Origin of the sequence: Larkinella terrae (assembly GCF_009668025.1) — a bacterium.
Classification (GTDB): domain Bacteria; phylum Bacteroidota; class Bacteroidia; order Cytophagales; family Spirosomataceae; genus Larkinella; species Larkinella terrae.
The window spans coordinates 771,281-797,027 of sequence record NZ_WJXZ01000001.1; the positions used below are offsets into that span (position 1 = coordinate 771,281).

At 47.8% G+C, this 25,747-nt stretch carries 22 protein-coding genes; 7 read left to right on the forward strand and 15 right to left on the reverse strand.

The genetic code is table 11. The annotated features are described in order from the left end of the window. Positions 1 to 2 precede the first annotated feature (2 nt). Both GJJ30_RS03205 and GJJ30_RS03210 read right to left on the reverse strand, forming a co-directional pair. The gene (locus GJJ30_RS03205; protein ID WP_154173065.1) at positions 3 to 938 is read right to left on the reverse strand and encodes an NAD-dependent epimerase/dehydratase family protein; all 936 of its coding nucleotides are present in this window, start codon (positions 936 to 938) and stop codon (positions 3 to 5) included. A gap of 218 nt (positions 939 to 1,156) precedes the next feature. Then, positions 1,157 to 1,894, reverse strand: a complete 738-nt coding sequence (locus tag GJJ30_RS03210) for a LytR/AlgR family response regulator transcription factor (protein WP_154173066.1) — start codon at positions 1,892 to 1,894, stop codon at positions 1,157 to 1,159. 210 nt (positions 1,895 to 2,104) lie between these two features. Between GJJ30_RS03210 and GJJ30_RS03215 the strand changes: the two genes are divergently transcribed. Further along, positions 2,105 to 2,314 (forward strand): hypothetical protein, encoded by a 210-nt coding sequence (locus GJJ30_RS03215; protein WP_154173068.1) that lies wholly within the window; start codon positions 2,105 to 2,107, stop codon positions 2,312 to 2,314. 1 nt (position 2,315) lies between these two features. Further along, complete coding sequence (locus tag GJJ30_RS03220; RefSeq protein WP_154173070.1) at positions 2,316 to 2,618, forward strand: aldehyde dehydrogenase family protein; 303 nt, start codon at positions 2,316 to 2,318, stop codon at positions 2,616 to 2,618. A gap of 250 nt (positions 2,619 to 2,868) precedes the next feature. Here GJJ30_RS03220 and GJJ30_RS03225 read toward each other — a convergent pair whose 3' ends face one another. Together GJJ30_RS03225 and GJJ30_RS03230 are read right to left on the reverse strand one after the other, a co-directional pair. After that, a complete protein-coding gene (locus tag GJJ30_RS03225; protein ID WP_154173072.1) occupies positions 2,869 to 3,630 on the reverse strand; it encodes a DUF6491 family protein in 762 nt (253 codons plus the stop codon). Between the two features lie 39 nt (positions 3,631 to 3,669). Next, positions 3,670 to 4,620 carry an NADP-dependent oxidoreductase gene (locus GJJ30_RS03230; RefSeq protein ID WP_154173074.1) on the reverse strand — a complete coding sequence of 317 codons (951 nt, stop codon included), beginning with the start codon at positions 4,618 to 4,620 and terminating at the stop codon, positions 3,670 to 3,672. 161 nt (positions 4,621 to 4,781) lie between these two features. On the opposite strand from GJJ30_RS03230, the gene GJJ30_RS03235 reads away from it, so the two are divergent. After that, positions 4,782 to 5,573 (forward strand): helix-turn-helix transcriptional regulator, encoded by a 792-nt coding sequence (locus GJJ30_RS03235; protein ID WP_154173076.1) that lies wholly within the window; start codon positions 4,782 to 4,784, stop codon positions 5,571 to 5,573. A 217-nt stretch (positions 5,574 to 5,790) separates the two neighbouring features. On the opposite strand, the gene GJJ30_RS03240 is transcribed toward GJJ30_RS03235, so the two are convergent. The 10 genes from GJJ30_RS03240 to GJJ30_RS03285 all read right to left on the reverse strand — a co-directional run bounded on the left by GJJ30_RS03240 (position 5,791) and on the right by GJJ30_RS03285 (position 18,898). Further along, positions 5,791 to 6,414, reverse strand: coding sequence for a TMEM175 family protein (locus tag GJJ30_RS03240; RefSeq protein ID WP_154173078.1), 624 nt, complete (start codon positions 6,412 to 6,414; stop codon positions 5,791 to 5,793). Continuing rightward, entirely contained in the window at positions 6,404 to 7,108 is a 705-nt protein-coding gene (locus GJJ30_RS03245) for a DUF481 domain-containing protein (protein ID WP_154173081.1), read from the reverse strand. Before GJJ30_RS03245 ends, GJJ30_RS03240 begins: the two co-directional genes overlap by 11 nt. Before the next feature lie 413 nt (positions 7,109 to 7,521). Further along, positions 7,522 to 8,637 carry an ABC transporter ATP-binding protein gene (locus GJJ30_RS03250; protein WP_154173083.1) on the reverse strand — a complete coding sequence of 372 codons (1,116 nt, stop codon included), beginning with the start codon at positions 8,635 to 8,637 and terminating at the stop codon, positions 7,522 to 7,524. 3 nt (positions 8,638 to 8,640) lie between these two features. Further along, on the reverse strand, positions 8,641 to 9,948 hold the full coding sequence (locus GJJ30_RS03255) for a hypothetical protein (protein ID WP_154173085.1): 1,308 nt from the start codon (positions 9,946 to 9,948) through the stop codon (positions 8,641 to 8,643). Between the two features lie 48 nt (positions 9,949 to 9,996). Continuing rightward, a complete protein-coding gene (locus GJJ30_RS03260; protein WP_229312925.1) occupies positions 9,997 to 10,785 on the reverse strand; it encodes a carbohydrate ABC transporter permease in 789 nt (262 codons plus the stop codon). A 36-nt stretch (positions 10,786 to 10,821) separates the two neighbouring features. After that, positions 10,822 to 11,673: a carbohydrate ABC transporter permease gene (locus tag GJJ30_RS03265; RefSeq protein ID WP_154173089.1), complete on the reverse strand. Its 852-nt coding sequence runs from the start codon at positions 11,671 to 11,673 to the stop codon at positions 10,822 to 10,824. Between the two features lie 48 nt (positions 11,674 to 11,721). Further along, entirely contained in the window at positions 11,722 to 13,014 is a 1,293-nt protein-coding gene (locus GJJ30_RS03270; protein ID WP_154173091.1) for an extracellular solute-binding protein, read from the reverse strand. A gap of 84 nt (positions 13,015 to 13,098) precedes the next feature. After that, positions 13,099 to 14,169, reverse strand: a complete 1,071-nt coding sequence (locus GJJ30_RS03275) for a LamG domain-containing protein (protein ID WP_154173093.1) — start codon at positions 14,167 to 14,169, stop codon at positions 13,099 to 13,101. A 33-nt stretch (positions 14,170 to 14,202) separates the two neighbouring features. Beyond that, positions 14,203 to 15,726, reverse strand: coding sequence for a RagB/SusD family nutrient uptake outer membrane protein (locus GJJ30_RS03280; protein WP_170299112.1), 1,524 nt, complete (start codon positions 15,724 to 15,726; stop codon positions 14,203 to 14,205). A 10-nt stretch (positions 15,727 to 15,736) separates the two neighbouring features. After that, entirely contained in the window at positions 15,737 to 18,898 is a 3,162-nt protein-coding gene (locus tag GJJ30_RS03285) for a SusC/RagA family TonB-linked outer membrane protein (protein ID WP_154173097.1), read from the reverse strand. 442 nt (positions 18,899 to 19,340) lie between these two features. Here GJJ30_RS03285 and GJJ30_RS03290 point away from each other — a divergent pair, with 442 nt between their 5' ends. Then, complete coding sequence (locus tag GJJ30_RS03290) at positions 19,341 to 20,351, forward strand: SDR family oxidoreductase (RefSeq protein WP_154173098.1); 1,011 nt, start codon at positions 19,341 to 19,343, stop codon at positions 20,349 to 20,351. Between the two features lie 290 nt (positions 20,352 to 20,641). On the opposite strand, the gene GJJ30_RS03295 is transcribed toward GJJ30_RS03290, so the two are convergent. Next, the gene (locus tag GJJ30_RS03295; RefSeq protein ID WP_154173100.1) at positions 20,642 to 22,408 is read right to left on the reverse strand and encodes a GAF domain-containing sensor histidine kinase; all 1,767 of its coding nucleotides are present in this window, start codon (positions 22,406 to 22,408) and stop codon (positions 20,642 to 20,644) included. Positions 22,409 to 22,871: 463 nt separating this feature from the next. On the opposite strand from GJJ30_RS03295, the gene GJJ30_RS03300 reads away from it, so the two are divergent. The 3 genes from GJJ30_RS03300 (at position 22,872) to GJJ30_RS03310 (ending at position 25,672) form a co-directional block, all read left to right on the forward strand. Then, positions 22,872 to 23,219: a nuclear transport factor 2 family protein gene (locus GJJ30_RS03300; RefSeq protein WP_154173102.1), complete on the forward strand. Its 348-nt coding sequence runs from the start codon at positions 22,872 to 22,874 to the stop codon at positions 23,217 to 23,219. Between the two features lie 512 nt (positions 23,220 to 23,731). Next, on the forward strand, positions 23,732 to 24,016 hold the full coding sequence (locus GJJ30_RS03305; protein WP_154173104.1) for a hypothetical protein: 285 nt from the start codon (positions 23,732 to 23,734) through the stop codon (positions 24,014 to 24,016). Between the two features lie 180 nt (positions 24,017 to 24,196). Further along, a complete protein-coding gene (locus GJJ30_RS03310) occupies positions 24,197 to 25,672 on the forward strand; it encodes an SLC13 family permease (RefSeq protein WP_170299113.1) in 1,476 nt (491 codons plus the stop codon). The last annotated feature ends 75 nt before the right edge of the window (positions 25,673 to 25,747 follow it).

Below are 25,747 nucleotides of genomic sequence, written 5' to 3' on the forward strand. Positions count from 1 at the left end.
TTCTACACGGCCTGCTGTAATGTTTCCTGTGCTGGCCTGAACGCTACGCCGAGGTCATTGGTCGCCAGGGTGTTGCTGAACACAAGTGCGGCTTCGCCTGCGGGCGGTTGCTGGTTCAGCATGAGCGACAGATCGGAGATGCGGTAACTTTCGCTCGAAAGGAGGTAGTTTTTGCCGTGCAGGCCCGACCGGGTAGCTGCCTGAAAAACGGCCTCGGCCACGTCGCGCACATCCACCACCGAAAAGGCTATATCGTTGGCAAACAGCATCTCGACGAATGGGTTGGGGGCGATCTTGTTTTTAAACAGGTAGAGCATACCCATCGACGTTGAATCGGTGCGGGGCGACAAGTTGGTGCCAATGACAAAAACCGGCGAAACGGTAGTGATCTCGAAGGGTAAATCCGGGTTTGCCTCGATGAATTTCCGTACGACCTGGTTGGCCAGAAACTTGGCTTGTCCGTAGGGATGGTCTTCCGCACTGAACCAGGGCGTATCAAATTCGGAAAATACCTGACCGGCGGGGTGGTTAGGGTGAGGCATTGGAAACGACGTAGTATAGGACGCCACCGAAGCGATGAACACCACACGTTTGAGTCCCTCGGTTCGCTCGGCTATGGCCAGAAAATTTTCTGTACCCCGGATGGTGGGGTCCAGCAGGTCGCGCTGCGGATCTTCTACTGCCAGCTGAAAAGGGGTGCCGCCGTGTATCACAATCGTGCAGCCCTGCATAAAGGACTCAAGTGCAGCTACATCGCGCACATCGCAGGGCACCAGCATCAGGTTTTCGGCCCTGTTGAGGGTGCTCAGGTGAGCGTACTTTTCGGCGTTGGCCGGGTCAGAAGCCGATACTTTCACGGCATATCCTTCGGACAGAAATTTTTGGGTGACGTAGCTGCCAATGAAGCCTGCTCCGCCAAGGATGCCAACTGTTTGCATACGGTTCTGCGATTAAACCGCCGGGTAATTTATAGGCCGGTGGAAGTTGACGGGAAGTGGTTAGATTTGGCCGACAACGGATCTAAACTATCGCCAGTGTACTTCCCAACCAAGTTCGCCCGGACGAGCGCATCCTTTTACTGTCCGAAGGGGGGTATTTTCTTACCGGATGTGTGAACGGTCAGATCTCTGATTGGCCAAGTGACTGATATTGAGTCTCAAATGGTCTGGATTCGTTTCAGCAATGCCTCACGCAGGAGGTGGCTGAGCGGGATCGTTTTACCCCCGATTCCGATATGGCCGTCGCCTACCTCATCGACCTGCGTCAGGTTCACCAGATAAGACCGGTGCACCCGCACAAAATAGTTGGCCGGGAGTTTGTCTTCCATTACCTTCAGGGTCGTTGTGAGCAGGTATTCTTTATCGGCCGTACAGAGGTGACAGTAGTTGCGGTCAGCTTCAATGTAGAGAATATCGGCGATGAAAATCTTAACGATCTTTTCGCGGTGCCGCACAAAAATCCGGTCACTGAGCACAAAGGGCGCGTCGGGGGCAGGGCTGGTAGAGGGGTGAGGCTCGTCGGCCAGGCGGCTGATGGCCAGTTCGACAGCCCGTTGTAGCTCAATGGCCCGAATCGGCTTCGAAATGTAAGCGTAGGGACGGGTTTTTTTGGCGCGGACAAAGGTGGCTTCGTCGGTATTAGCCGTGACGTAAATAACCGGGATGTTCCATTGCTGGCGGATAGCATGGGCCGTGTCGATACCGTCGAGGGGGCCTTTAAGGCTGATGTCGAGCAGAATCAGGTCAGGTCGGTTAGTTTCTACGTTTCGGATAGCTTCTTCGCCCCGAGGAACTATCCCGCTCACTTCATAGCCGAGTTTGCTGAGTTGCAGGGCGATATCGGCAGCAATAATCATTTCGTCCTCCACAATGAGCACCTTCACGGCTATGTCCATGTTATTTACTAGTCATTCGGCAAAAAAATAGTAGGTGTCTGCGGAATGGTGCAGCGAATCTTCGGCAACGTGGACTGGACATTATCACTGGTAGACCGGACTGCCGGTGCAGCAAATCCGTTACGAAGATAAGCTCAATTTTTATTATTTGGAAAAACGACCGGCCTCCTCCTGTGACTGTTGTAGTTCTGGTTCTTTCACACCGGGGACTTGAATGGCTGCCTGATCGTTTATCTGGATCAGGCGTTTATCGAGCGAGCCCGAAAAGAAAAAGATGTGCGGGTGGAGCGGGTCAACGTCCGGCATCCCCAGGAAAATTACCTCAAGGATATGCAAGCCATTGCCGATCTGCAGGCTTCGGGCATCGTAAAGACGCACATCGCCCACGTTTTTTCCCTGGAAGAAATGTCTTACCAATGACATGCGGATCGCCCGGGAGGAAATCTTTGGCCCTGTCCTTTGTATTCTCAGCTATAAAACCGTCGACGAAGCGATCGACATTGCTAACGATACCGTGTTTGGCCTGCATGCGTACATCAGCTCCAAAAATTTGGTAAAAGCAAGACAGGTGGCCGAGCGGATTGAAGCGGGAAGAGTCGCTATCAATGAATTTAGTCACGATCTGATCGCGCCGTTTGGAGGCTATAAACAGTCCGGAATTGGACGGGAGTATGGGGAGTATGGGCTGGAAGCGTTTGTCGAGGCTAAAGCCATCACGGAGTAATTTATAGTGACCAGCAGCCCTTAAAAAGCTGCTGGTCCTTCCTGACCATGAAAGGCCTGAGCGGGGTAACGGCTCCTGATTACACGGATATAGCGCGACGGTTTGTGGTCAATGCGCCCCTGCTTAGTTACATCCCCGTGATTATGAAAAAACGGCGGTAGCTTCGGAAACCTTTGTCAGACTGGCTTTTATAGACATGATGTTGGAAAAAATTTGAACGACAAATTCAAAACATACGCTAATAGCTCTCTTATTCTTTAACGCCAGCTAAAAACTGGCCAACATTCCGTAACCCATAGGCAGCCTGTTTAGAGGTTACTAAGGGCATTGTGTCAAGTACTTTTCGAGCGTCGACTTCGTTTTTAGCATTAATAAAATAAATACCTGGCTGCGTACCTCCTGAATTAGCCGATAGTGAATTCAGGTCGATATAGCCGTTCTCGAGCACTCCTTCCTGCTCAAGTTTTTCGTTACGAATTGCTTGCTCCCTCAATACATTCGTGTCCAGTTTGTCTCTTTCTACTAAAAAAGCCCAGATAACAGCGTAGACCCTATTTGCCTTCGAGGCCAGATTCATTGCTTTTTTACTTCGATCAAACACACGTTGGCCCACCGGACGCAAGCTATAATCAGCCAGGTTATTTTTAACCAGATCGGTTGTGTCCAAGGCTAAATGAGCAGCATCCTCTGTGGATGCCTTTATAAAAAAAGCAACCACAGACAGCGGTTCATTGTCCGCAAACTTTCCTTTCTGATCGTAATAGATATTTTCGACTATACCCTTATTCCAAAGCTCCATCAATTGCTTTTGCTGATTCTGGATGTGCGTTATCGCTTTGTTCCGATCTGTGGTAGTCCAGGAAGTAATTACAAAGTATTTTTGGGCTGCTACATCTGCTGCATCCTGAGCAGCAATTACTGTAGTATCCTGTTGAGTCGATTCCTCGTTAGTTTTGTTACTTTGGCAGGCATATAGGCCCAGGAAAGTGATAAATACCAATAGTGCACGCATAAGGTAAGATGTTATGAATAGATGGGATTTTAAGGCCACTTATTGATTTATCAGTACTAATTTGCCTGGCCCTTTCAATTTTCCGTTTTCGAATTCACTTAGAACTTCCACGGCCTGACTCATAGGAACCGTTTTACCAACTACAGGCTTTAGCTGGCCATTTTCAATCAGCACCTGTAGGTGATCCATTTCCTTTTTGCTGGGAACAGCTAGTACGTTCTTCTCTTTCTTACCTCCTAAAACGCTGCCAATCTGTCCTATTAAACTATCCAGATTAGGGGTCATGGTGCAAAAAGAGCCATGATCTTTCAGGACGGCTTTAGCCTGATCAAAGCTCATTTTGCCAGATGTGTCAAGAATTACATCATACTGTTTTCCCGCCGAATAAATGTCCGTCGTCTTATAATCAATGACTTCATCAGCACCTAATTCCTGTAAAGTAGCGATACTCTCAGCCCCGCAGGTGCCCGTAACAATGGCACCTTTGAGTTTGCACAATTGTAAGATAAAGAGGCCAATCCCACCCGCAGCACCATTTATCAGAATTTCCAGACCAGGAACTGGTTTGACATATCCATCTACTGCCGCTAAGGCTGTACCAGCGTTCATTGGAATACAGGCGGCTTCGTCAAATCGGAGGCTACTGGGTTTTAGGGAAATGTGTTTGACATTGGCAACGGTAAAGTCAGCAAACGAATGTCCATTGCTATTATTCACGAGTCCCATGACTTCATCACCTATTTTGAACTCGGTCACATCGGCTCCAACAGCCGAAATGATGCCGGCAAAGTCGATACCCATTCCCATCGGAAAGCTTTTGAAGGCGGTCAATAGTTTCAATTCTCCAGCTCTCATTTTATTGTCAGTGGGGTTTATTGTAGCTGCTTTCACGGCTACGACTACCTCTTCTTTGCCAGGTATTGGGATAGGCGTTTCTACCCAGTTCAACACATCGGTACCACCGTACTGATTATATTGTAATGCTTTCATTTTACGTTTTTGCGGTTTGTGTTCGCCAAAAAGCAAGCTTGGTTCTACAATTCATTCATTATTTAGTCCACAAAATTGGGATTTGTCAAGTTGTGAAAATTGTATGTATAGGCTAACTTTCGCAGATGTTAGAAAATAATTACGCGTAAAATCGATTATTGATGGACGTTATCGTAGCAAACACTCCACCTGAGCAATCTGCAAGTTTATGGGATTACAGCCTATCATTCATCGCAGATATGGCTAGTGTAGTCGAGCACTACCATCATTGCTATAAAGTCGTTATTAGTTTAGATAACGACTTTGAATGCTTAATTGACGGACAGGCTCTATTCGGATTGCGAGGCTTCATTGTCAATCAGACTATTCCCCATTCCTGCTATGCACCAAATGCCAACGTGTTAGTAAATTTCATTGAAACCGGTAGTTTCTGGGGTTGGCAACTCCGGGCGCTATTGGGGGATAAAACCTATCTAACGATCGACTCGGTTCTGGCCCCTGAGCAGTACTTGCAGGTGTTTCCAGCCAATTACGCTGAGTTGTCCAATGAAAAGCTAGTTCCTCACGTTAATGCTTTTTTAAATTCACTCCTTCCGCTTACTCACCAAATGAGTGAATTTGCACTGGATTCGCGCATCCAGGCTACGCTACGCTATATAGATCAAAACCTGCATATGCATCTGGAGTTAGAAGACATAGCCAATCAGCTCTGTTTGTCCCCAGACCGTGCACGGCACCTTTTTGTTCAGCAGATGGGCATTCCTTTTTCGCAGTATATACTCTGGAAACGGATCCGAAATACAATGGCCGTTGCGATCACCGAAGAAAGCAAGCTTGCAGATGCTTGCCTTCGTTTTGGTTTCACAGACCAACCACATTTTAATCGAACCTTCAAGCGAATTTTTGGATTACCACCGGTTGGAATTATTCGGCATTGTCGGGTTTTGTTATAGCACTATATTTACCTATGTGAAGTTCTCTGAGCAGGATACTAATGCCATTGATAAGAACCTATGCACTTCAATAGCCCCGATAAATCCGGTTGCCTGGTAAGCTGTTTTCGAGAAAGTACATGAGGCTACAGACCCTCAGCCTTTCAATTTAAGCCCTGTACAACTCTAGAATAGGACATGTAAAGACGCTAGTAGTGCGGGTAAATCAATCTTAATTCTAAAAAGCTACCATCCAATAAAGCCAGGAAATAATGTTGGTTGTGACACCCAACCAGGGGTTAATAAACGATAAACCAAAACAGATAAAATTGATAAGCAGGCCCGTTAGTATGCTTCTATTGACTGCTTTTACAATTTCAGTACTCGCAAAAGCATGGAGTAGTGGTTTGGATTTTGACGAAGCAATAGTCCATAGGAGCAGAAAGACGAAATTTACCAGCAAAAAATAACCAGTGTAAAACTTCACGGCAATGCCTTTTGCATCGGTGTCTATAAATTGGCCAACCGTTTTGGTGGGAAAAGGTACCAGAGCGATAACGAGTAGTAATAACCCATTTGCCAACATCAAGCCGTTACTGGGCTTTTTGATGAGCCTAAACATCTGGTGATGGGCAAGCCACATCAACAGTACCGTCGCAAAGCTATTAATATAGGCTATGTACTTAGGCATCAACTCGTAAATGTGAGTTAGCAGATTGGCATCTGTAGCCCCCTTGTACTCTTCAACTCCTATTTCCAGGGCCAGCAGTGTAATGGCTACGCCAAAAATACCATCGCTAAAGGCTTCTATCCGACCTGTACTTTCACTTGGTTCCAGTTGTGCTATTTGGTCAGTCTTCATCAATTTCAGCGTTTCTATTTTTGAATATATTGGTTAGGGTAAGTCCAAACGAAACAATAAAATCATACTTGGATTTTTCAACCAGCACCACGTTTTCATGAGTATATTCTAGGTTTCCACGCAATGACACCTTACGACTTATGGGTATTTCGGCGCCGGCGAGGGCATATACCCGGTTGTTTGGGCCTTGAAAGGCAGGTTGCCAACTTACTTCGTAAACGATTCGCATACGATTGCCGGGTAGCGTTTGAGTGCCAGCCACGAATGTAAGCAATCGCCATTTGTTAATGATATGACTTGTACCGTCATAATTTTCAAAGTTATTGCCTGCATAATGGCTACTTTCGTAAATAACGGCACTACCTATACGTAAATAATTCTGCTGATTCCCAAAAACTCGGTAGGCAGCTCCAGGGCCTAACTGGTACTGAAAGTCGATACCCCGCCGTAAGCTCTTAGCTATCGATACAATGACAAAGGGATACAGTCTGCGCCGTTGCCCATACGAAAGAATGTTCCGTGAGGTAGCATCATTGGCCGTTATCTCATGATCACGATTTTTATACGTATAAGAGGTACCTGAGAAGATCCCCCACTTAGGACCATTATGCGCTAACTCGGCACGAGACGAAGAGATAAAATCGTTTAGGTTGCCACCTAATACAATTCCTGTACTGGTCAGTCGATATGCCAACGAGTTGTATCCGCTTCATTAATCTGCCCGAAAAGTAGGTGGGAAGTACATAAAAAGAAAAGCGTAAAAAAGGTGTATTTCATACTAGACATTAAAAGTTACAGCACTAAATATCCAGCTCACTACCATCAGCGAGGTGAATTGGTTATACTCTAGTTTGGAATTATGTACTTTTCCCCTGTATCGTTATTAAGCTTTTCTGATTCCTTTCGAAGCAAGCTCATTAAACAGGGCATTCAAGCACTTTATTGGTTGTATTAACAATACCCTTTCTGTGCATTCTGCAAAATTCCGTCTTTTACAAGAGAAAGTACTTGTAGGAAACGGCTATTCTTTGATTGAGCACGAAGGAATATTCAGAATATCAACTATTGTTGACCTTAGCCCTAAAAACTGGACTAAGGTCATTGGTCCTACCGAATTGCCTGCTCAGTTTGTGTATCGAAGAAGTGAAGTTTGTTGACTTCCCAAAACAACGCAATTGGCTGATCGAACGTAACGGTCGCCCCGCCGTGCAGTTTGGCGACGAATCGACGTTCTTCAATTGTAAAATAGGTGAGAATTTCGCTACCCATATGCTCCACGACGTCAATTAATGTATCCATTTCAGCGGAGTAATTATCCCGAGATAAACCGATAGACTGCTCCCGAATGTGCTCCGCCCGAACACCGAGCGTTACTTCACGACCTTCGTAGGACGCCAGTGCCGTCCGATGAATTGAGGTTGACAAGTCAATCCGAACCAAGCCACCCGTGCTTTCAAAACTTACTTTTTTATCCGAATTTACAATTCGACCGGGTAGGAAATTCATTGGGGGCGAACCTATAAACCCGGCAACAAACAAATTTGCAGGCTGATTATAAAGAGCTAATGGCGTATCGTATTGAAGCACATCACCATTGCGTAGCACTACAATCCGGTCGCCCAGGGTCATAGCCTCGATCTGGTCGTGCGTAACGTAAATCATCGTAGCCTGTAAATCGCGGTGAAGTTTTTGCAATTCGATACGTGTCTGCCCCCGAAGTTTGGCATCCAGATTACTGAGCGGCTCATCGAATAAGAACACTTTCGGATTTCGTACAATAGCCCGCCCGATAGCCACACGCTGGCGTTGCCCACCCGACATATCTTTGGGCTTTCGATCTAGAAGATTCTCAATTTCCAATATTTTGGCCGCGTTGGTCACGCGTTGCCGGATTTCATCACTGGCCATGTTCCGTAACTTAAGCCCAAACGCCATGTTGTCGTAAACGGTCATGTGCGGGTAAAGCGCGTAATTCTGGAATACCATCGCAATATCGCGATCCTTGGGCGCACGGTCGTTGATACGTTGTCCACCAATCAGCAGGTCACCATTGGTGATATCTTCCAGACCAGCGATCATCCGCAACAAGGTAGACTTGCCACAACCCGACGGTCCGACCAGCACGACAAATTCGCGGTCTTTAACCTCAATATTAACATCTTTAATCACCTTCGGTCCACCCGGGTAAGCCTTGGCAATGTGACGTAGTATTACTTCAGCCATTCGCTACTTATTTTTTTCTAATGCCTTCACTGCGTCAGGGTATTGTTCAAGCCGTTGAAACGCCCAGAGCGCTTCGATCGTCGATTCGGCCCCTGAATTGCGATTAATCTGATTACTTGATATGATGCCATCATACCCCCGACCCGTTGCCGGATCGTACATTGGTGTATTGGCTACGTTTTTCCCCAGAAACCAACTGGCCAATTGCCCGGCTAACTCGGCGTATTTGGCCTCCTTCGATTGATCAAATGCTTCCAGTGCAGCCCAAATCATCGGACGAACGCCATAGGCAATCTGGGAAACCTGACTGGATTTAATCGGTTTAACTTCATTGCCGGGTTGTTGTACTGTAAACGATTCCAGAAAACCCAGTTGAATTAGATAGGGGTAAAAATTATCAATTTCTCGCTTGGCGGCTGCAATCCAGGCCGGTTTATTCAGGGCTTTCCCAACCCGCAATAACGCATAGGATTGATCGCTCCCGTAGGCGTGCCAGCCATTTTCAAAACTCAAAATAGCACCATATGGATACTTGCCCACGTCGCCATATTGCATTGCCAGAATACCATCAGCCAGCAATTCGATCAGTTTCAGGACATCAGAATTGGGGGCTTGCTGGTAGATGTTAGCAAGCGAAATCAGCATAATGGCTGCCTGATCAGTACCTGAACCGAAAGGAAGCCATTTGGGTACCTGAATACCCTGGATGAAACTGTACTCCCTGGGCTTGTTGCCAAAGTCGCGAAGCATATTCGCGGTCAGTTTCTGGATAGCCGTTTGCATACGCCCCGCCAGGGTTGCATCAACTTTTTGATAATACGGATACGCTTCGGTCAGAAGCCATAAGGCACGCCAGGACCAGAAATTTGCTTCGGCCACGCTCGTCTGAAAAGTCTTGTTAATGGTTCGATCGGGCCAAAGGAAATTATAAAAATACCCGTTGTCGGCCTGTAGTTGCAGAACAAACTCTGTCATCGCCCGCAATTTGGTTTGCGTTTCTTTATTGGTTGCCAGATCAGGCTCACGCAGCAGCAGCAGGGCCGCGCGCGCTACGTCATCAATACAGGTAAATCCTTCGTCGGTATCCGTTACGAGGTGATAATCGGGTGCTTCGCTATAGATAGCAACTGTACCAACTTCAGTTCCGTTCGAAGCCAGTTTAACCGTCTGATACAGTCGATCCAGATGCGACAAATTAACGTAACGCGTGGCCGGCGTGGTGGTCTGGGCCACAGGCTGCTCTTTCTTACACGAAAACGCGAAGAGTAGTAGTTGCAGCGTAAGGAGTTTCAAAAAAGCGGGACGACTCATACCATTATGTTCTAGTATTTCCTGCCCATGAAGTGACAGAAAAGAAATTTAATCTTTCAAGCCCGAAGAGGCCATGCTTCGGATAAAGTGTTTTTGGAAAAACAAATACAAAATCACAATGGGAATCGCCAGCAAAACGGCAGCCGCAATCTTCACCCCCAATTGCCCTTCAGCTCGTCCGCCAACGGAAAATAGCGTTACCAATTGTGGCATCGTCATCCTCGACTCATCCCGAATCACAATCAGTGGCCATAGCGCTTCGTTCCATAATCCCATGAATGTCAGGATTGTAATGGTGAGAACGGTCGGCAGAATATTCGGGATCAGGATCTGGAAAATAATCCGCATCTCATTCGCACCATCCATCCGGGCCGCATCGATCAACGCCTGTGGTAAGCTCTGGAAGGCCTGCCGGAATAAGAGGATCGAAAATGAATTGAGCGCAAACGGAACAATCAGTGCCAGATACGTATCAACCCAACCGAACCGAACCATGGTGATGTAATTCGGAATCAGCGTGATCTGAAACGGCAAGGTCATCGTGAAAATGATCAGGTAGAAAATCCAGTCACGCCCTGCAAAATCCAGCTTCGCGAGTGCATAACCGACCATGGCACCCGATACCAAAACCAGGCCTGTTGTTAGTATGGCCACAAAAGAGCTATTCAAAAATGCGCGGTCGAGCGGGATTTTGGTGAATACCGTAACGTAGTTGCTCCCCGTAAAACCCACCGGGAACAAGGTCAAATCGCCGAGCCCACTCTCTGACGACAATGACGCGCTCACCATCCAGATAAACGGGTAAATGAACGACACAGCCGCGAGGATCAAGAGCATGTATTTTATAGTGGTTTGAAGCATGGTATGTTTAATCTACACTTCCTGCTCAACGTAGCGTCGTTGAATGATTACCACAAACAGAATGATCAGCGCAAAGCAGAAGCCTAATGTAGCGGAATAACCCATGTGATAATATTGAAAGGCCTGTCGGTAAATGTACATGACCGCTGAGAGCGTCGTGTTCATCGGCCCACCCTGGGTCATTATATACGGTTCGACAAAGAGCGAAAACCCACTGATTGTTGAGAGTACGACCACGGTAAAAATGGTTGGGTTGATCATCGGCAACGTAATAAACCGAAATTTCTGCCAGTTAGTAGCTCCTTCGAGATCGGCAGCTTCATAATACTGCATTGGCACCGATTGCAGGCCAACCAGAAACAGAATAATGTAAAGCCCAACGTTTTTCCAGGTCGCCATCACGGCAATAGAATACATCGCCACCGCCGGATCGTCGAGCCAGGCAATACGAGGCACACTCAAGGCTGCCAGCAATCGGTTCAGTAAGCCAGAATTGAAGCTAAGTAGCTGCTGCCACAATATCGTAACGACCACGCCCGAGACGATAACCGGCAAAAAAAATGCCGCGCGAAAAAATGACGCCCCTCGTACCGTGCGATTCAGCAGTTCAGCCATTACTATCGCAACAATAAGCTGCAAGGGAATATGTACCAGCAGGAAACGTACGGTGTTCCAGACTGCCTGCCAGAAGAGCCGGTCTTTGAAAAGGTGTTTGTAATTAGCCAATCCAATGTACTGCATCGGCGAGATGATGTTCCAGCTATGGAACGTCAGCACCACCGAAAATAAAACCGGAAACGCCACAAACACCGCGAAATGCAGGATGTAAGGCGAAACAAGAAGATAAGGCGTCCACTTTTTCATAGCATGAAAAAGCGAACGAGTGAAAGAGCGAAAACGACCGGACGGTTTTCACTCGTTCACTCGTTCGCTCATTAATAATACATCCACCGCCTTGGCGGCATCGGCAATGGCGGCTTCAGGTGTTTTTTTGTTGAAAATGACGCAGGCTTCGTATTCCTGCGAGATAATATCAAAGACTTCCACAATTACCTCCGAGTTATCCACTCCTTTGATGTAGCGGGCCTGTCTGGCAAAAGGAAGTAAACGGGGATTCTTTGTCAGGAAGGCAGCAAAATACGGATCTGTATCGACGTTTTTCCGGCGCGGAAACTGGCCGGTTAATTCCATTAGTTGCAAATCGCCGGGCTTGTCTACGAGTGTTTTCACAAATTCCCAGGCGGCCTGCGGATCACGGCAGGTATTGAAAATGACAATGTTTTTTGGGTCACCATACGTATAGACCGGCCCGCGATGATGGTCTGGAACAGGCATGGCAAACGAGCCGTATTCGAAACCGGGATCTTTGAACTTTTCCAGAAAGCCGACCGTCCAGGGACCGGTAAACTGCGAGGCAATCCGCTTTGCCAAAAAGGGGTCACGGGTGGCCGAAAGCCGCTCTTTTGCAAAATAACCGTCTTTATAAAGCGTCTGTAAAAACCGGAATACCTCAATGGCGTATGGATTATTAAAGGCGGCCCGATTGTTCGCAATGAGTGGAGCACCGTTGGAGGCCGCCAGATAAAGTGGATAAAAATTGAAGAGCCGTTCGTACCAGATTGCTTTCACCTCGGTATAACCCAGCCATTGATCAACGTAACCATCACCGTTTTTATCCTGAGTAAACTGACGCCCGGCGTTGAGATAGGTGGTATACGTATAAGGCGGTTTTGCATTATGCAGGGTATTCATTGCGCGGGTATTCGTGACGAGCATAATCGGATTTACTTTCCACGGCACCTGATAAATATGCCCATCCGACGATGTAATTTCCCGAATAACGGCACTATCGCAGCGAGCCATAATGAACTCCCGAAACCCTTTCAGCGTATCTAACGGAATTAGTACGCCCGATTTGGCATACATCTCCACACTCCCCTGCCACATATTAGCGTAAATATCAGGGGTAGTTTTTCCCACCACCGACGCCAGAATAATCTCCTCACTGGACTGCCCTTCGGGAATTGGCTGATACCGTAACGGCTTGTCAGGACGTTGTTTCTGCCATAGATCCGTAAAGTTTTTGGCAAACGCAATCTCTCCTGCATTGTTGGAGCACCAGAACGTGAGCGGACGATTCGTCGCCTGTTCGCGGTTGCAGGCAGTGAGCCAGAGAAAACAAAACAGAGCAGAAAGTTTTGGCATTATACCTAATCAAAGAAGTCAGCTAAAAACACCCCCACCCTCCTAAAGGAAGTTGGGGATGTTTTTATTCAGCCAGTGAAATTTTTAGGGTTTCTCAGCCGTATAAAGCGATTTTACCTGCGTATCGCTCAGGGCAACATTGTAGATGCGAAGTTCATCTAAATCACCACGGAAGTACCCCCCCCAGGGACCGTTGAAGTTATTACCATCCGCATCATCTTTCTCATTGTTCTGATACAGACTCGTGGGCAGATCCTGACCAATTGCTAGGTTAATCGTACTCTTTACCGCCACTGGATCGCCTGTCACGTTGGGCCAGTTTTTGGTCAGTGTTCCGTTGAGATAGAAGTTCATACTACCGGCTTTGTAGGTCACCGTGATGAGATACCATTTATTCAGGTCCAATTTTGGATCTGCGTTATCATGGTCAATGATGCCGGTTGTCGTTTTGACCGTAAAGAAGGCATAATTGGCTTGCTGAATATTTAGCTTGTAGCCATTCCAGCGATTCAGACCCAGTATGTAGTTATTGCCCGCAACTGAATTGGAATCCATACGCGCCCAAACACTAACCGTTATTTCTTTAGACGGGTTTAAAACCGTGTTGTAAGGAACTTCGATATTACCGCCCTTGAAAAAATGATAGGCTTTATTATCAACGCCATATCGGTCTTTTGTTAATGTTGGCGTCCCCGCTCCCCACAATGGACTACCGGCTTTGAGCGTCCCGTCTAACCCTTTACCCGAGGCATCTTTGGTATCACCATCCATTTTCAGATAAAGCACCAGATTCTGCGGGGCAATTTGCTGGACCTGTTTGCTTAAAAACAGAATTCCGGCCTGTCCAAGATTTGTATACGCATTATTCGCATCCGACTGCGTAGCATTTGCATTGTTATACACCGTCGTAGCCGCGTCGATAGCCGTTTTAAATACGGCTTTAGACCCTGCTTCAAACTGACCGACCTGTGTTCCCTCAACAGCCAGTGCGTACCCTGCGTTTGCGCTATCCAAGCGGGCTTTTAGTTTGGTTTTATCGACAGGTACAGCAACGGGGTCATCCGATTTTTTACAAGCGTCAAATAAGACTAACAGTAGCAGGAAGGCCATCATTACGCTCAGCAAGGAGCGAACCGAAAACGAATTGTTCTTCATTGGTTTTGTGAGTTAAATTAATTAGTAAAACAGTTAAAATTTCAAAGCTTTGTTGGTATCCCGCTCACTCTGCGGAATCGGGAAATAGCGGTTGGTATCGTACTTGAACGATGTCTTATCCCGGAGTGCATTCTGAGCGTAGTCTTTGCCCCAGCGCATGAGATCGAAAAACCGGTGAAACTCCTGACCAAGTTCAACCCGCCGTTCGTGGTAGATCGCATCGCGGAGGCTCGATTGGCTCGTGGTAGTCACATCGGGTAGCAACCCTACGGGTACGGTTGACGCGGTTGTTCCGGATCCGGGCGCACTCAAAGTCGGATCGTTAAGATAGCTTTCCCGCGCGCGTTTTCTAACCTGGTTGAGCAGTGGCAGCGCTTCCGCCGAACGACCTAACTCATTCAGGGCTTCGGCCTGCCACAACAAGACGTCCGCATAGCGAATCGCCACGTAGTTCAGATTCCCATCGCCTTTGGTGCTGGACGGAATTTCGGACAAGGGTTGCTCGTGCTTTTTGGTTAGATAACCCGTTGGTGACCAGGCCGGATCAAACGGCTGACCATTTACCCAATTTTTTCCCGCACGTCCAACCGTATAATCGAGTCGGGGATCAACAACGCCCGTGCTCGTTTTCTCAAATTCATTGACGAATCCGGCCGTTGGTGCATTGAAAAAATAGCCATTTTCGTTCGCACGGGGCGCAAACCATTGGTTCAGCCGATTGCCGGTAAAAGGCACCTGGCCCGTTAAATGTTGTACGGCGAAAACGGATTCGGCGTTGTTTTTATGGGCCTGATCGAAATTCTGCGCGTACACCGGCAACAGCGAGTAATTGCCGATGGCCTGAACCTGGGCGGCTGTTGTGGCCGCCAGTTGCCATTTTTTTTCATACAGATATGCTTTTGCTAACAAGGCAGTAGCTGCTCCCTTCGTTGCCCGTCCTACATCCGATCCCGTATAGGCTGCGGGTAAATTTTTGATGGCTTCCTGCAAATCTGGTTCAATGGCCTGTTCGTAAATGGTGGCGACTGGCGACTGGGGAATCTGGAGTTGATCGGCGTTTTTTGGCTCCAGCAACAGGGGTATTGGGCCGTAAATGTTTACTAAATAGAAGTAGTACAGGGCTCGCAAAAACCGGGCTTCGCCCAGAATACGACTCTGCACAGTAGCGTTCATGTTGATGGCCGGGACCCGGGCCAGAATCTGGTTACACCGATAAATGCCTTCGTACATTTCGCCCCATTGCGATTCAACCGGTCCGTTGCTGGGATAAACCTGAAAATCGTCGATCAACCCAATGTCTGCCTGATCGCCAGGGTCCCCCCCTTTAGCTGCATCATCGGAGGCTACGTCGCCAAAAACCCACAACCGATTGCGATCACTCGAAAATGTCAGGGGGGTATATGCCGCATTGATCGCCAGAATGGCCTGCGCCTGAGTCTTGTAAAAAGTACCGTCTGAATAGTTACCGAGCAGTTGTTCGTCCAGGTAATTTTTACAGCCGCCCATAGTTAATGTCAGAAAACCGACACTAAGCAGTACTAAATAAATTCTTTTCATAACGTTACGTTCAAAAACTAACATTCAATCCTACGGTGTATGTCTTCGCACTTGGATAAGTCCCCCAGTCGATCCCAACCGCTACGTCGCCACGAAACGGTTCGTTATTGACGTTATCGCTCGTTTGTTGCTCCGGGTCAAGGCCCGGATACTTCGTAAACGTCAGCAGGTTTTGCCCCGCTACGTAAATACGTACCGTCGATGAGCCGATTTTCTGGCTAATCTTGGCCGGCAACGTATAACCGATCTGCAGGTTTTTCAGACGCGTGTAAGCCCCATCTTCCAGAAAGCGGGTCGAGGGTTGCTTATTATTGGCGGCCCCGCGCCACGACACACGCGGTTGCGTGTTGCTTGTACCCTCGCCGGTCCAATGCTGATCGACCACTCGCTGCGTGATATTGAATGCCCGGTAGAATCCTTCGATATCAGTAGCTACCTGGTAGTAAATTTTATTCCCCGATACGCCCTGAAAAAACGCCGACAGATCGAACCCTTTCCATTGTACATTAGCCGTGAGGCCATATAACAGCGTCGGAATCGGACTGCCCACGTGCGACCGATCGTTCTGATCGATAACCCCATTCCCGTTTACATCGGCGAACTTTACATCGCCCGGCAGGGTATTATTCCCCTGAAAGGCACTGGTGAATATTTCCTCTTTGTTCTGAAAAATTCCGGTCTGCGTCAGCAGATAAAAGGACCCAATCGGATAACCCGGTTCCGTTAATGTAGCAAAGATACCATTGTCGATACGCCCCCCGGGAATGGGTCGGCCATCGCTGAGCGAGGTTACTTTATTCCGTATAAACGAACCATTGGCGGTTAGGTCGAAACTCACGGGCCCAACCCGGTTTCGATACGTCAGATCCACTTCGAGACCCCTGTTTTCGACACGACCGGCATTCACATAAGGCACGCCCGCTGTACCACCCGAACGCGGCACCGGGATGGGCACCAGCATATCTGACGTAGTCTTAATAAAATAGTCGATGTTCAGCTGTAGTTTATTCTGAAAAAACGCAGCATCAAGTCCAAAATCGGTTTGGGTCGAGGCTTCCCATTTTACCGTCGAATTGCCCCGGCTGGTGATCGCGTAGCCATTAGTAGTCTGCTGCGGATTACCCAGTGGATAGTTGTAGCCGCTCCCGACAATAGACGCGTAGGGATAATTGCCAATGTCCTGATTCCCCAGTTGCCCCATACTGGCCCGCACTTTCAGCGCCGACACAACGTTGGTTAGTGACTGAAAAAAGGCCTCCTGATCGATGTTCCAGCCCACCGATCCTGACAGGAATGTAGCGTAGCGATTCTGGGTTGAAAAACGCGAGGAACCATCCCGCCGAACGTTGACCGTTGCCAGGTATTTGTTCTGAAAGGCGTAGTTGAGACGGAAAAATTGCGAAAGCAGCTTCCAGCGCTGATCGCCTTCCGAGGCCGACCGGCCCAGCGGATCGTTACCCCGACCCAGGTAGCGGAGGTTCGGGTCCTGGTCAATAAAATTCCGGTCAGAGCCTGCCAGGTCGCGGCCAACATTCTGAATGGCTTCCATTCCCAGCAGGGCCGACACGTCGTGTTTCGAGTCAAAGAGGTGGGTGTAGGTCAGCGTATTATTCCAGTTCAGGTTCGTACTGGTACTGATGCGGTTGCTGAGCGTAGCGGGGCTGTTGATCCGTCCGTTTGTACCCCAGTTTTCGTTGTAAGTTTTCTGGTTGATGACACTAATATCCAGGCCCCCATCTGAACGAAAACGGAGGTCTTGGGTAATCTGCCATTGGGCAAACAGGTTGCCAAAGACGCGGTATTGATTCTGCTTGTTATCCTGCTTATTGGCAAGTCCAACCGGGTTGTATCCATCGCCGTAGAGGTCAGGACGGGCGGGTAAATCCGTATAATTTCCTGTGGAATCGTAGACAGAAACAGCAGGCGTATGAAATAGCGCATACCGAACCACACTACCACCATTTCCGCCATACCCATCGCCTGAGCTACCTACAATGCTACGCTTCGAATAGGTCAGGTTGACATTTGTCCCAATCTTCAATTTACCTTTGATGTCCGTATCCAGACTCGTCCGCAGCGCGTAGCGTTTGTAACCTGAGTTCAGGATAATACCTTGCTGATCAAAGTAGTTGCCCGAAATCAGGTAATGAGACCGATCGGTGCCACCACTGATCGATAATTGGTAATTCTGAATGGGTGCCGTGCGAAAAATAGCGCGCTGCCAATCGGTATTCGGAAGTGAATTTGGATCAGCCGTGATGAGTTTTCGAAACAGCGTTGGATCGCCGATGGCCGCATTGTCGGTGTTAGCGGCTTCGTTATATAACCTGACATAGTCGGCGGTGTTAGCCATTGGAATCAATCGCCCATGTTGCTGAATACCGGTGTAGCTGTTAAAGGAAATTCGCGGTGCACCAGATTGTCCGCGCTTGGTAGTCACAACGACAACGCCGTTGGCCGACCGGGCACCGTAGATTGCTGCCGACGATGCATCTTTTAACACCGACATGCTTTCAATATCATTGGGATTCAGCAGGCTACCCGGATCTTTGGTTGGTACCCCGTCAATGACAAAAAGAGGGCTGTTATCGTTGATGGTCCCAACGCCCCGGATGCGTACCGACACCGCTTCGCCCGGTTGACCCGAGGACTGTGTAACCCGTACCCCAGCGGCTTTCCCCTGCAATGCCTGATCAATACCACCGACTGGTAATCGGCCAATATCTTTCGTTGTAATGGTCGAAACGGCGCCCGTCAGATCGGCTTTCTTCTGAGTACCATAGCCAACGGAAACTATTTCGTTGAGTGTTTTGATATCCTCAAGCAACGTCACACTTACGTCGGTTTGATTGCCGACTATAATTTCTTGGGTAACGTATCCTATATACGAAAACTGAAGAACGACTTCCAGATCCGGAACCGTCAATTGAAAACGACCATTGGCATCGGTCGCAGTGCCCTTTGAGCTGCCTTTTACCAGCACGTTCACACCGGGCAGTGCCTGATTTTTATCATCGACTACTTTACCCGTAACAAGTCTATCAGCCGCTAATGTGTTGGTAGTAGGCCGTTTGTTGGCCGACAACGGAGTCGCAACACAGACAAGGCTCAGGAACAGCAGGAAGAAGCAACAATACCACCTACCCGGCAGGAATGTAAAGGTTAGACACATAAAATTACGTTGAGTTAACCGGGAATTCACTTTAAGTTACACCGGGCAAATTCACAACAAATACTACTTTTATTTCACACAATAATACAATTACAAACAATTAATACTGAATAGTGTTTGCTGGCCTAAAGGGTATATTTTCTTTTTTACAATTTATTTTAAGAGTACGGACTTATCCATGTAACGTTGTCTTATAAACGAGCCTGGCTTTTGCATAGCTCCGCTTAGATAAAGATGGGCCCACCGATAATTACTAATTGGTGTTGTGCAACAGTTACGACCATTTTTTTGCAAGCAGTCTTTCCCGGTCAGGGCTTGATTTGAAGCCGAATCATAGACGTTTCGAGTAATCTGCAACTTTCCTGCATCCTGGCAGTTAAGGGTATGGCATTGAAAAAACCAATCGGTCTCAACAAAAAGCATACAACCATAGAAGATTCTCATGAAAAAGGATAATCAATTAAGCCGACGTCAGGCAATTAGCGGGATTGGAAGCACCCTGGCGGCAACAGTAGCAGTCTCTAAGGCAAACGCTTTGTCGGAAGGGCCAACTGCCCAGGCCGCAGTTCCGGTACCACTCAGCGATCCAACCACTAAATATCCCAAGCCGCCCTTTACTACGCCCATGCAGCCCTGGCCGGGTCTAGCCAGCAAAATGATTCCTCGTCCTGACCATGGCGAAACGAGCTACAAAGGGTCGGGTCGTTTGCTAGGCCGCAAGGCCTTGATTACCGGCGGAGATTCAGGTATGGGTCGGGCCGCGGCTATCGCATATGCGCGTGAAGGAGCCGACGTAGCCATCAATTATTTGCCGGCGGAAGAATCTGACGCCAGGGAGGTGATTGAACTGATCAAAAAAGAAGGCCGAAAAGCCATTGCTATCCCGGGCGATATTCGGGAAGAAGCCTTCTGTCAGCGGCTGGTTGATCAAGCGGTAAAAGGGCTCGGTGGGTTGGATATATTGGTGAGTAATGCCGCCCGGCAACAAACCCGTGAATCCATTCTCGATGTCTCTACGGAGGACTTCGACGCGACGATGAAGACCAACATCTACGCACCGTTCTGGATCATCAAGGCTGCTTTACCACATCTATCACCTGGCGCTTCGATCATTGGAACAACGTCCGAACAGGCATATGATCCGTCGCCAAATTTGTACGATTATGCCCAAACAAAAGCGGCCACAATGAATTTTGTTAAATCGCTGGCTAAACAACTTGGGCCAAAAGGTATCCGGGTGAATGGTGTAGCTCCCGGCCCTATTTGGACTCCGTTGCAACCCAGTGGTGGTGCCACGGCGGAAAAACTAAAGACTTTTGGCGGTGATACCCCGCTAGGTCGGCCTGGCCAACCTGTTGAGCTGGCCTCGATCTATGTTCAATTAGCAGCTAACGATGGCAGCTACGCTACTGGGCAGGTATACGGTGCTGCCGGAGGAAAGGGCCAGCCTTAACCCCATTCCGTAAAAAAGGCTTACCACACGCCAACTCTTTCAAAATGAGTGCTAAACGCCAACGTACCAATACGACGATTCTGCCCTTTTTAAGTAAAATTGGCTTTTTGATGGAACCAAATCCGGGCCATTCATCCATTCTTCCTAAGTTAAGCTGAATGGTTGTGCAAATTTGGACGGTCAGCCGCTGCCGTCTTTTTCAACGTGACAAATTAAGTTTTTTGACCTGTATTGTTACCGAAAATATCTGATTAACAACTGTCTCGTTTGGAGGGGGACGTCACCCGGTTTTAATTTAGTTCATTAATCGGCAAATAGACGTAGAACATTGCTCCCTGCCCCGGTTGACTTTTAGCCGTGATCGCTCCCCCGTGGTTTTCCACTACCCGCTGGCAAATTGCCAATCCAATGCCAGTCCCAGGATAATTACTACGGCCATGCAGTCGCTGAAACACCTGAAAGATCCGGTCCAGGTATTTGGCATCAAAACCCACCCCCTGATCCTGAATACTAATTTGGTAGAACCGGTTAGCGTTACTGGTTGGGTGGAGATTGGAGGGCAGCTCCGAAATCAACCTTTCCGTGCAGTTGATCTTGATCTGGGGAATTTTCTCTTTCGGCGTAAATTTTATCGCATTGGAAATTAAATTTTGGAATAACTGCCCCAGTTGCGTCTCATCGCCATTGACCTGAGGTAAGGATGGCACTTCAACCTGGGCATTGCGTTCTCCGATAACCCAATCCAGGGTATTAAGTACTTTGGTCACGATCGTATCCAGTGATACCGGGCTGAACACTTCCTGGCGAGTCGAAATCCGGGAATAGGTCAGCAAATCCCGAATGAGCCCGGACATCCGGTAACCTGCTGAAGCCATTCGTTGCAATAGATCGCTGCCTGCTTCCCCCAGAACAGGGCTAAATTGCTGCTCCAGAATACTACTGAATGATTGTATTTTACGCAGCGGTTCCTGAAGATCATGGCTGGCGACGTAAGCAAATTGCTGGAGATTGTCGTTCGATCGTTTCAGGTCCCTTATCGAAATTTCCAGTTCATGTGTGCGTTGACGAACCTGTTCATCTAACTGGGCGGATAAATTCCGGTATCGTTCCTCACTCCGTTGTAGAGCATCTTTTGCCCGAGTTTGTTCGATGGCTGCCCAGGTTCGTTCGGCTACTTCATCCAACAAGGCAATTTCGTTTTCGGTGAAAATATGCGGTTTTTGAAAATGAATAAACAGCGCGGCTACCAACCGCCCATCTTTCACCAATGGTTTACTGGCGGTGGCTCCCAATTGAAGTGAATGACGAACTTCTTTTCCGGAATTAGTTAATCCGGAATCATGGGCTATATCTGTGCGAACCACGGTTCGCCCCGCCTGAAACTCCTTTAAAAGCCCGGAGTCATAGTCCTGGTATCGATAAACCCCTTTTAGATCGGGTACCCCGTTGGTGTAATTGTGTGTCACCACCATCGTTTGGCCATCCCCCTGATCTTCGGCATAGCCAACCCGGTTAGCTCCAAGGTATTCGCCCAGAACACAGGCCGCCTGATACTGAATTTCATTCGGTTCGTTCAGGGGTCGTAACCGATCACTGAGTTGAAGCAAAAAGGCTTGCCGGGCCGCATTCTCAGCCAGGGTTTCCTGCGCCAAAACAGAGGTGGTGATTTCCTGCACAATTCCGCTGAAGCGAGTGAGATTGCCTTCTTCGTTTCGTATGGTTTTGCCCCGTGCCTGCACCCAACGGACGTCCTGGCCGGAATGGAGAGTACGAAAGATTACGTTATGCTCTTGGTTATTTTCAGGGTTCAGTGCCAGCGAGTTTGCCCGAGCAACATGTTCCCGATCATCGGGATGAACCTGGGCCAATAAAATCCCAGCATTCACTTTTATGTCCGGTGCAAGGCCAAATAACTGTTTACAAATACCTGACCATTGGACACTCCCAGTTATCAAATTATAATCCCAGGTCCCGATACCCGCTGCTTCCAGCGCAAATTGCAACTGCTCGTTCTCAATGATTAATTCCTGTTGGGAGGACGTAGTCAGGTTGCTCATGAATTTGTGTAGACCAAGGTGAAGTTTACTGAGTAGTGGTGAGATACAAGGTATATACAATACAAGATATTTTCATCTTTTCGAGCCGAATTAAATACAATTTATCCTGGTAGGAAACCACTGCAAATAAATTGTTCTTTTGGTATTCGAATTAATACAATACGAACAGTTGATAAAACTTAACCTCTATTGGTTTGGAAATCGACCTCAATTCTCTATTTTTATCTGGCTACCCTCTGGTATGTGGTTGATTTCTTCTGTATGAAACCCTCCTTATTCGCTATTTTGTTTTTTTGATGGCTGGTCCGGTTTCTTCTCAGAACGACCGGTCTTCTCATCCATTTGGAATTAGGATATCCCAACCACCGGAAGTTAATGAGCGATCAATTAGCTGTTTGAAAACAATTCATCGTTTTTAGCTTTTAATTAATTGACATTTTTCCTGATAAACAATGTGACTCAAATGATTGAGAAGAATAAAACCATTCTGGAAAAGGCAAACACGGCTATCAGCGCAGGCGACAATGAAGGGTTTCTATTTCATTGTACAGAAGACACCGTATGGGAATTTATAGGCGAAAGAACCCTAAAAGGGAAAGAAGCCGTTCGACAATGGATGGTTTCGGCGTATTCGGAGCCGCCGGAATTTGAGGTCGAAAATTTCATTGCCGAGGGTGATTTCGTTACTGCCGTTGGAAAAATCAGCCTAAGAGATGACAGCGGAGAAATGGCAAGCTATTCCTACTGCGATGTATGGCGTTTTCGCGATGGCAAAATGGCCGAATTAAAAGCATTTGTTATCAAAACGTAGCCAAGGGAAAAGCCCCATTTTTGACAATAGTACGGATTCAGGGGAATTTTATTTAACCGGCCTTGTCACAAACTGGACCTTTTCCAGTCATTGGAGAAAAGGCTGAAGCAAATGAACACTCCATTTCTGGCTCCCATTGAGAAGCCCAAAAGCTTACTCTGGAAAATTCTGTACTTTTTAACCCGCCAACGATTCGGCAAAATCCTTACCCCCTGAAAGTTATGGTGTCTTAGCCCCTAAATAGTTGGACAAAATTGCAAAAACAGCCGGGTCGCCGGTGCGATTAGTCTATTAATTTAGGAAATCATGAGTAAATCACGGCGAACATTCACTCCAGAAGACCGGTACTCCATCGTTCAGAAATCGCTTCGAGACGGGCATTCCGAAATCTGTCGGAAGTATAATGGCATGGTCTAAGCACTTAGACTGTCCGGCAAACCTGGACAATCTCAGGCCGCTTGGTGATTGACAGGTGTAGTTAGACCTATCAACTTAAGGCTTATCTTGCAGTCATGAAATCGATTTTTCCCGCCACCTATTCGACTCTTTCCCCGCATGCCTTGGCGGATTTACCCGCTGAACGCTATCACCTCGACTCTACTCACTGCACCTTTCCGGTTCGGGGTGTGAGAAACACCTATGAAATCGACTCCCCGCTGGATCAGGTAAACACATTGGGGCTCTTGACCGGTTATTGCCATTTCGACTTATTGCCTAAAAACATGCATTTTGAAGGGGATTCGGTCACCTATTTTGACTTTGATTTTATGGGTTACGGTGGTTGGTGTATGACCTGATTTCGTTAAGGTCTATACCTGTTTCTTAAGACATGTGGCGGGGGCTTGTTGGGTATAGCCTGCTTAAGCAGATTGGGAGTAAGAGGAAAAAACTTGCTGATCCAGTCAGGCTCTTGCCAAATTCCCCTTTTACCCTCCTGTTTAATTATTTACGTGCTTTACTGCCTAAACCGAAATTCTGTGAAACTTGCCCATTTTAGTGCGCTATTAGCCGGACCAGCTGCGTTTTTCCTTGTTTTATTCTTGGCGGACTTAAGCCCTGGCCATCCCGAAGTTACCAGAATGGCTGCGGTGACCGCCTGGGTGGCCCTTTGGTGGCTTACTGAAGCAACTGACCTGGCCGTGACGGCCTTACTGCCTTTCATCCTGATTCCTATCCTGGGCATAGCCGATTCGCAATCGGTGGCAGCGCAATATATGGATCAAACCATTTTTTTATTTATTGGGGGCGTGCTGCTGGCTTTTGCGATTGAACGGTGGAACCTGCATCAGCGGATTGCCTTGTCCATTTTATCGAAACTGGGAACCAACCCAGCCACCGTGCTTGCGGGAGTGATGGGCGCGACTTTCTTTATTTCCATGTGGGTGTCGAATACGGCTACCGTCATGATGATGCTCTCGGCGGTGATGGGCATTATTATTCAGGTGGAAAAACACAACCTATCTGCTGTTCAAAAAAACGCGATCGCCAGGGCTATGCTGTTGGGGCTTGCTTACGCGGCATCCATTGGTGGCATGGCTACACTGGTGGGAACGGCCACGAATCTTGCTTTCTACAAAATCTATCTGGATGCTTACAAAGATGCCCACGACATGAACTTTGTCAGCTGGTTTGTGTTGGCTTTTCCGATTGCAGTACTATTGCTGACCACGGCGTTTCTTATTCTTCAATTCTCCTTTCTACGCCAGGCAAAAAAAGTTGTTTTCGACCGCAGTTACTTCGTTGCCTCCCTACGGCAGTTGGGCAAAATGGCTTTTGAAGAAAAGATCGTATTTACGGTTTTTGTTAGTACCGCCTACTTGTGGTTTGGCCGAAAGGATATTGATTTTGGATCTTTTCATTTAACCGGCTGGAGCCATCTTTTAGGTACACATGCCTCGTTTATTACGGATAGCACGGTGGCTATTGTCATGGCATTAGTACTATTTCTAATTCCCTCGAAAAATGAGAAAGGAAAAATGCTGATGAGCTGGGAAGAAGCGAAAAAACTTCCGATCGGCATCATCCTCTTGTTGGGCAGTGGTTTTGCTTTGGCAAAAGGCTGCGATCAGTCGGGGCTAAGCACCTGGCTGGCCCAGGAACTGCTTTTTTTAAAGGATGCGTCCCCCGTTGTTATTATCGCCGGCATTTGTGTGATCGTATGTGTCATTAGCGAACTTGCTTCAAATGTTGCCTGTATCCAATTGGTGCTACCCATTTTAATAGCCATTCAAAAAGTAACCCACCTGCCCCCATTAATGCTGATGGTGCCCGCCACGCTGGCCGCGTCGCTCGGGTTTATGCTTCCCGTAGCAACCCCGCCCAATACGATCGTGTTTGGAAGTGGGCGGATCCGTGCGGCTGATATGCGCAATGCCGGGCTGGTGCTCGACGTTGCAGGCATTGGTATCATCACCGCCGTATCCATGATTATCCGGCTAATTATCTGGAAATGAAGATCGTGAGTTCACGAGGAATTTGTTCGAACCCGTCAATTCCCATAGTTAAAATCAAGCACTTGCCATTCTGAT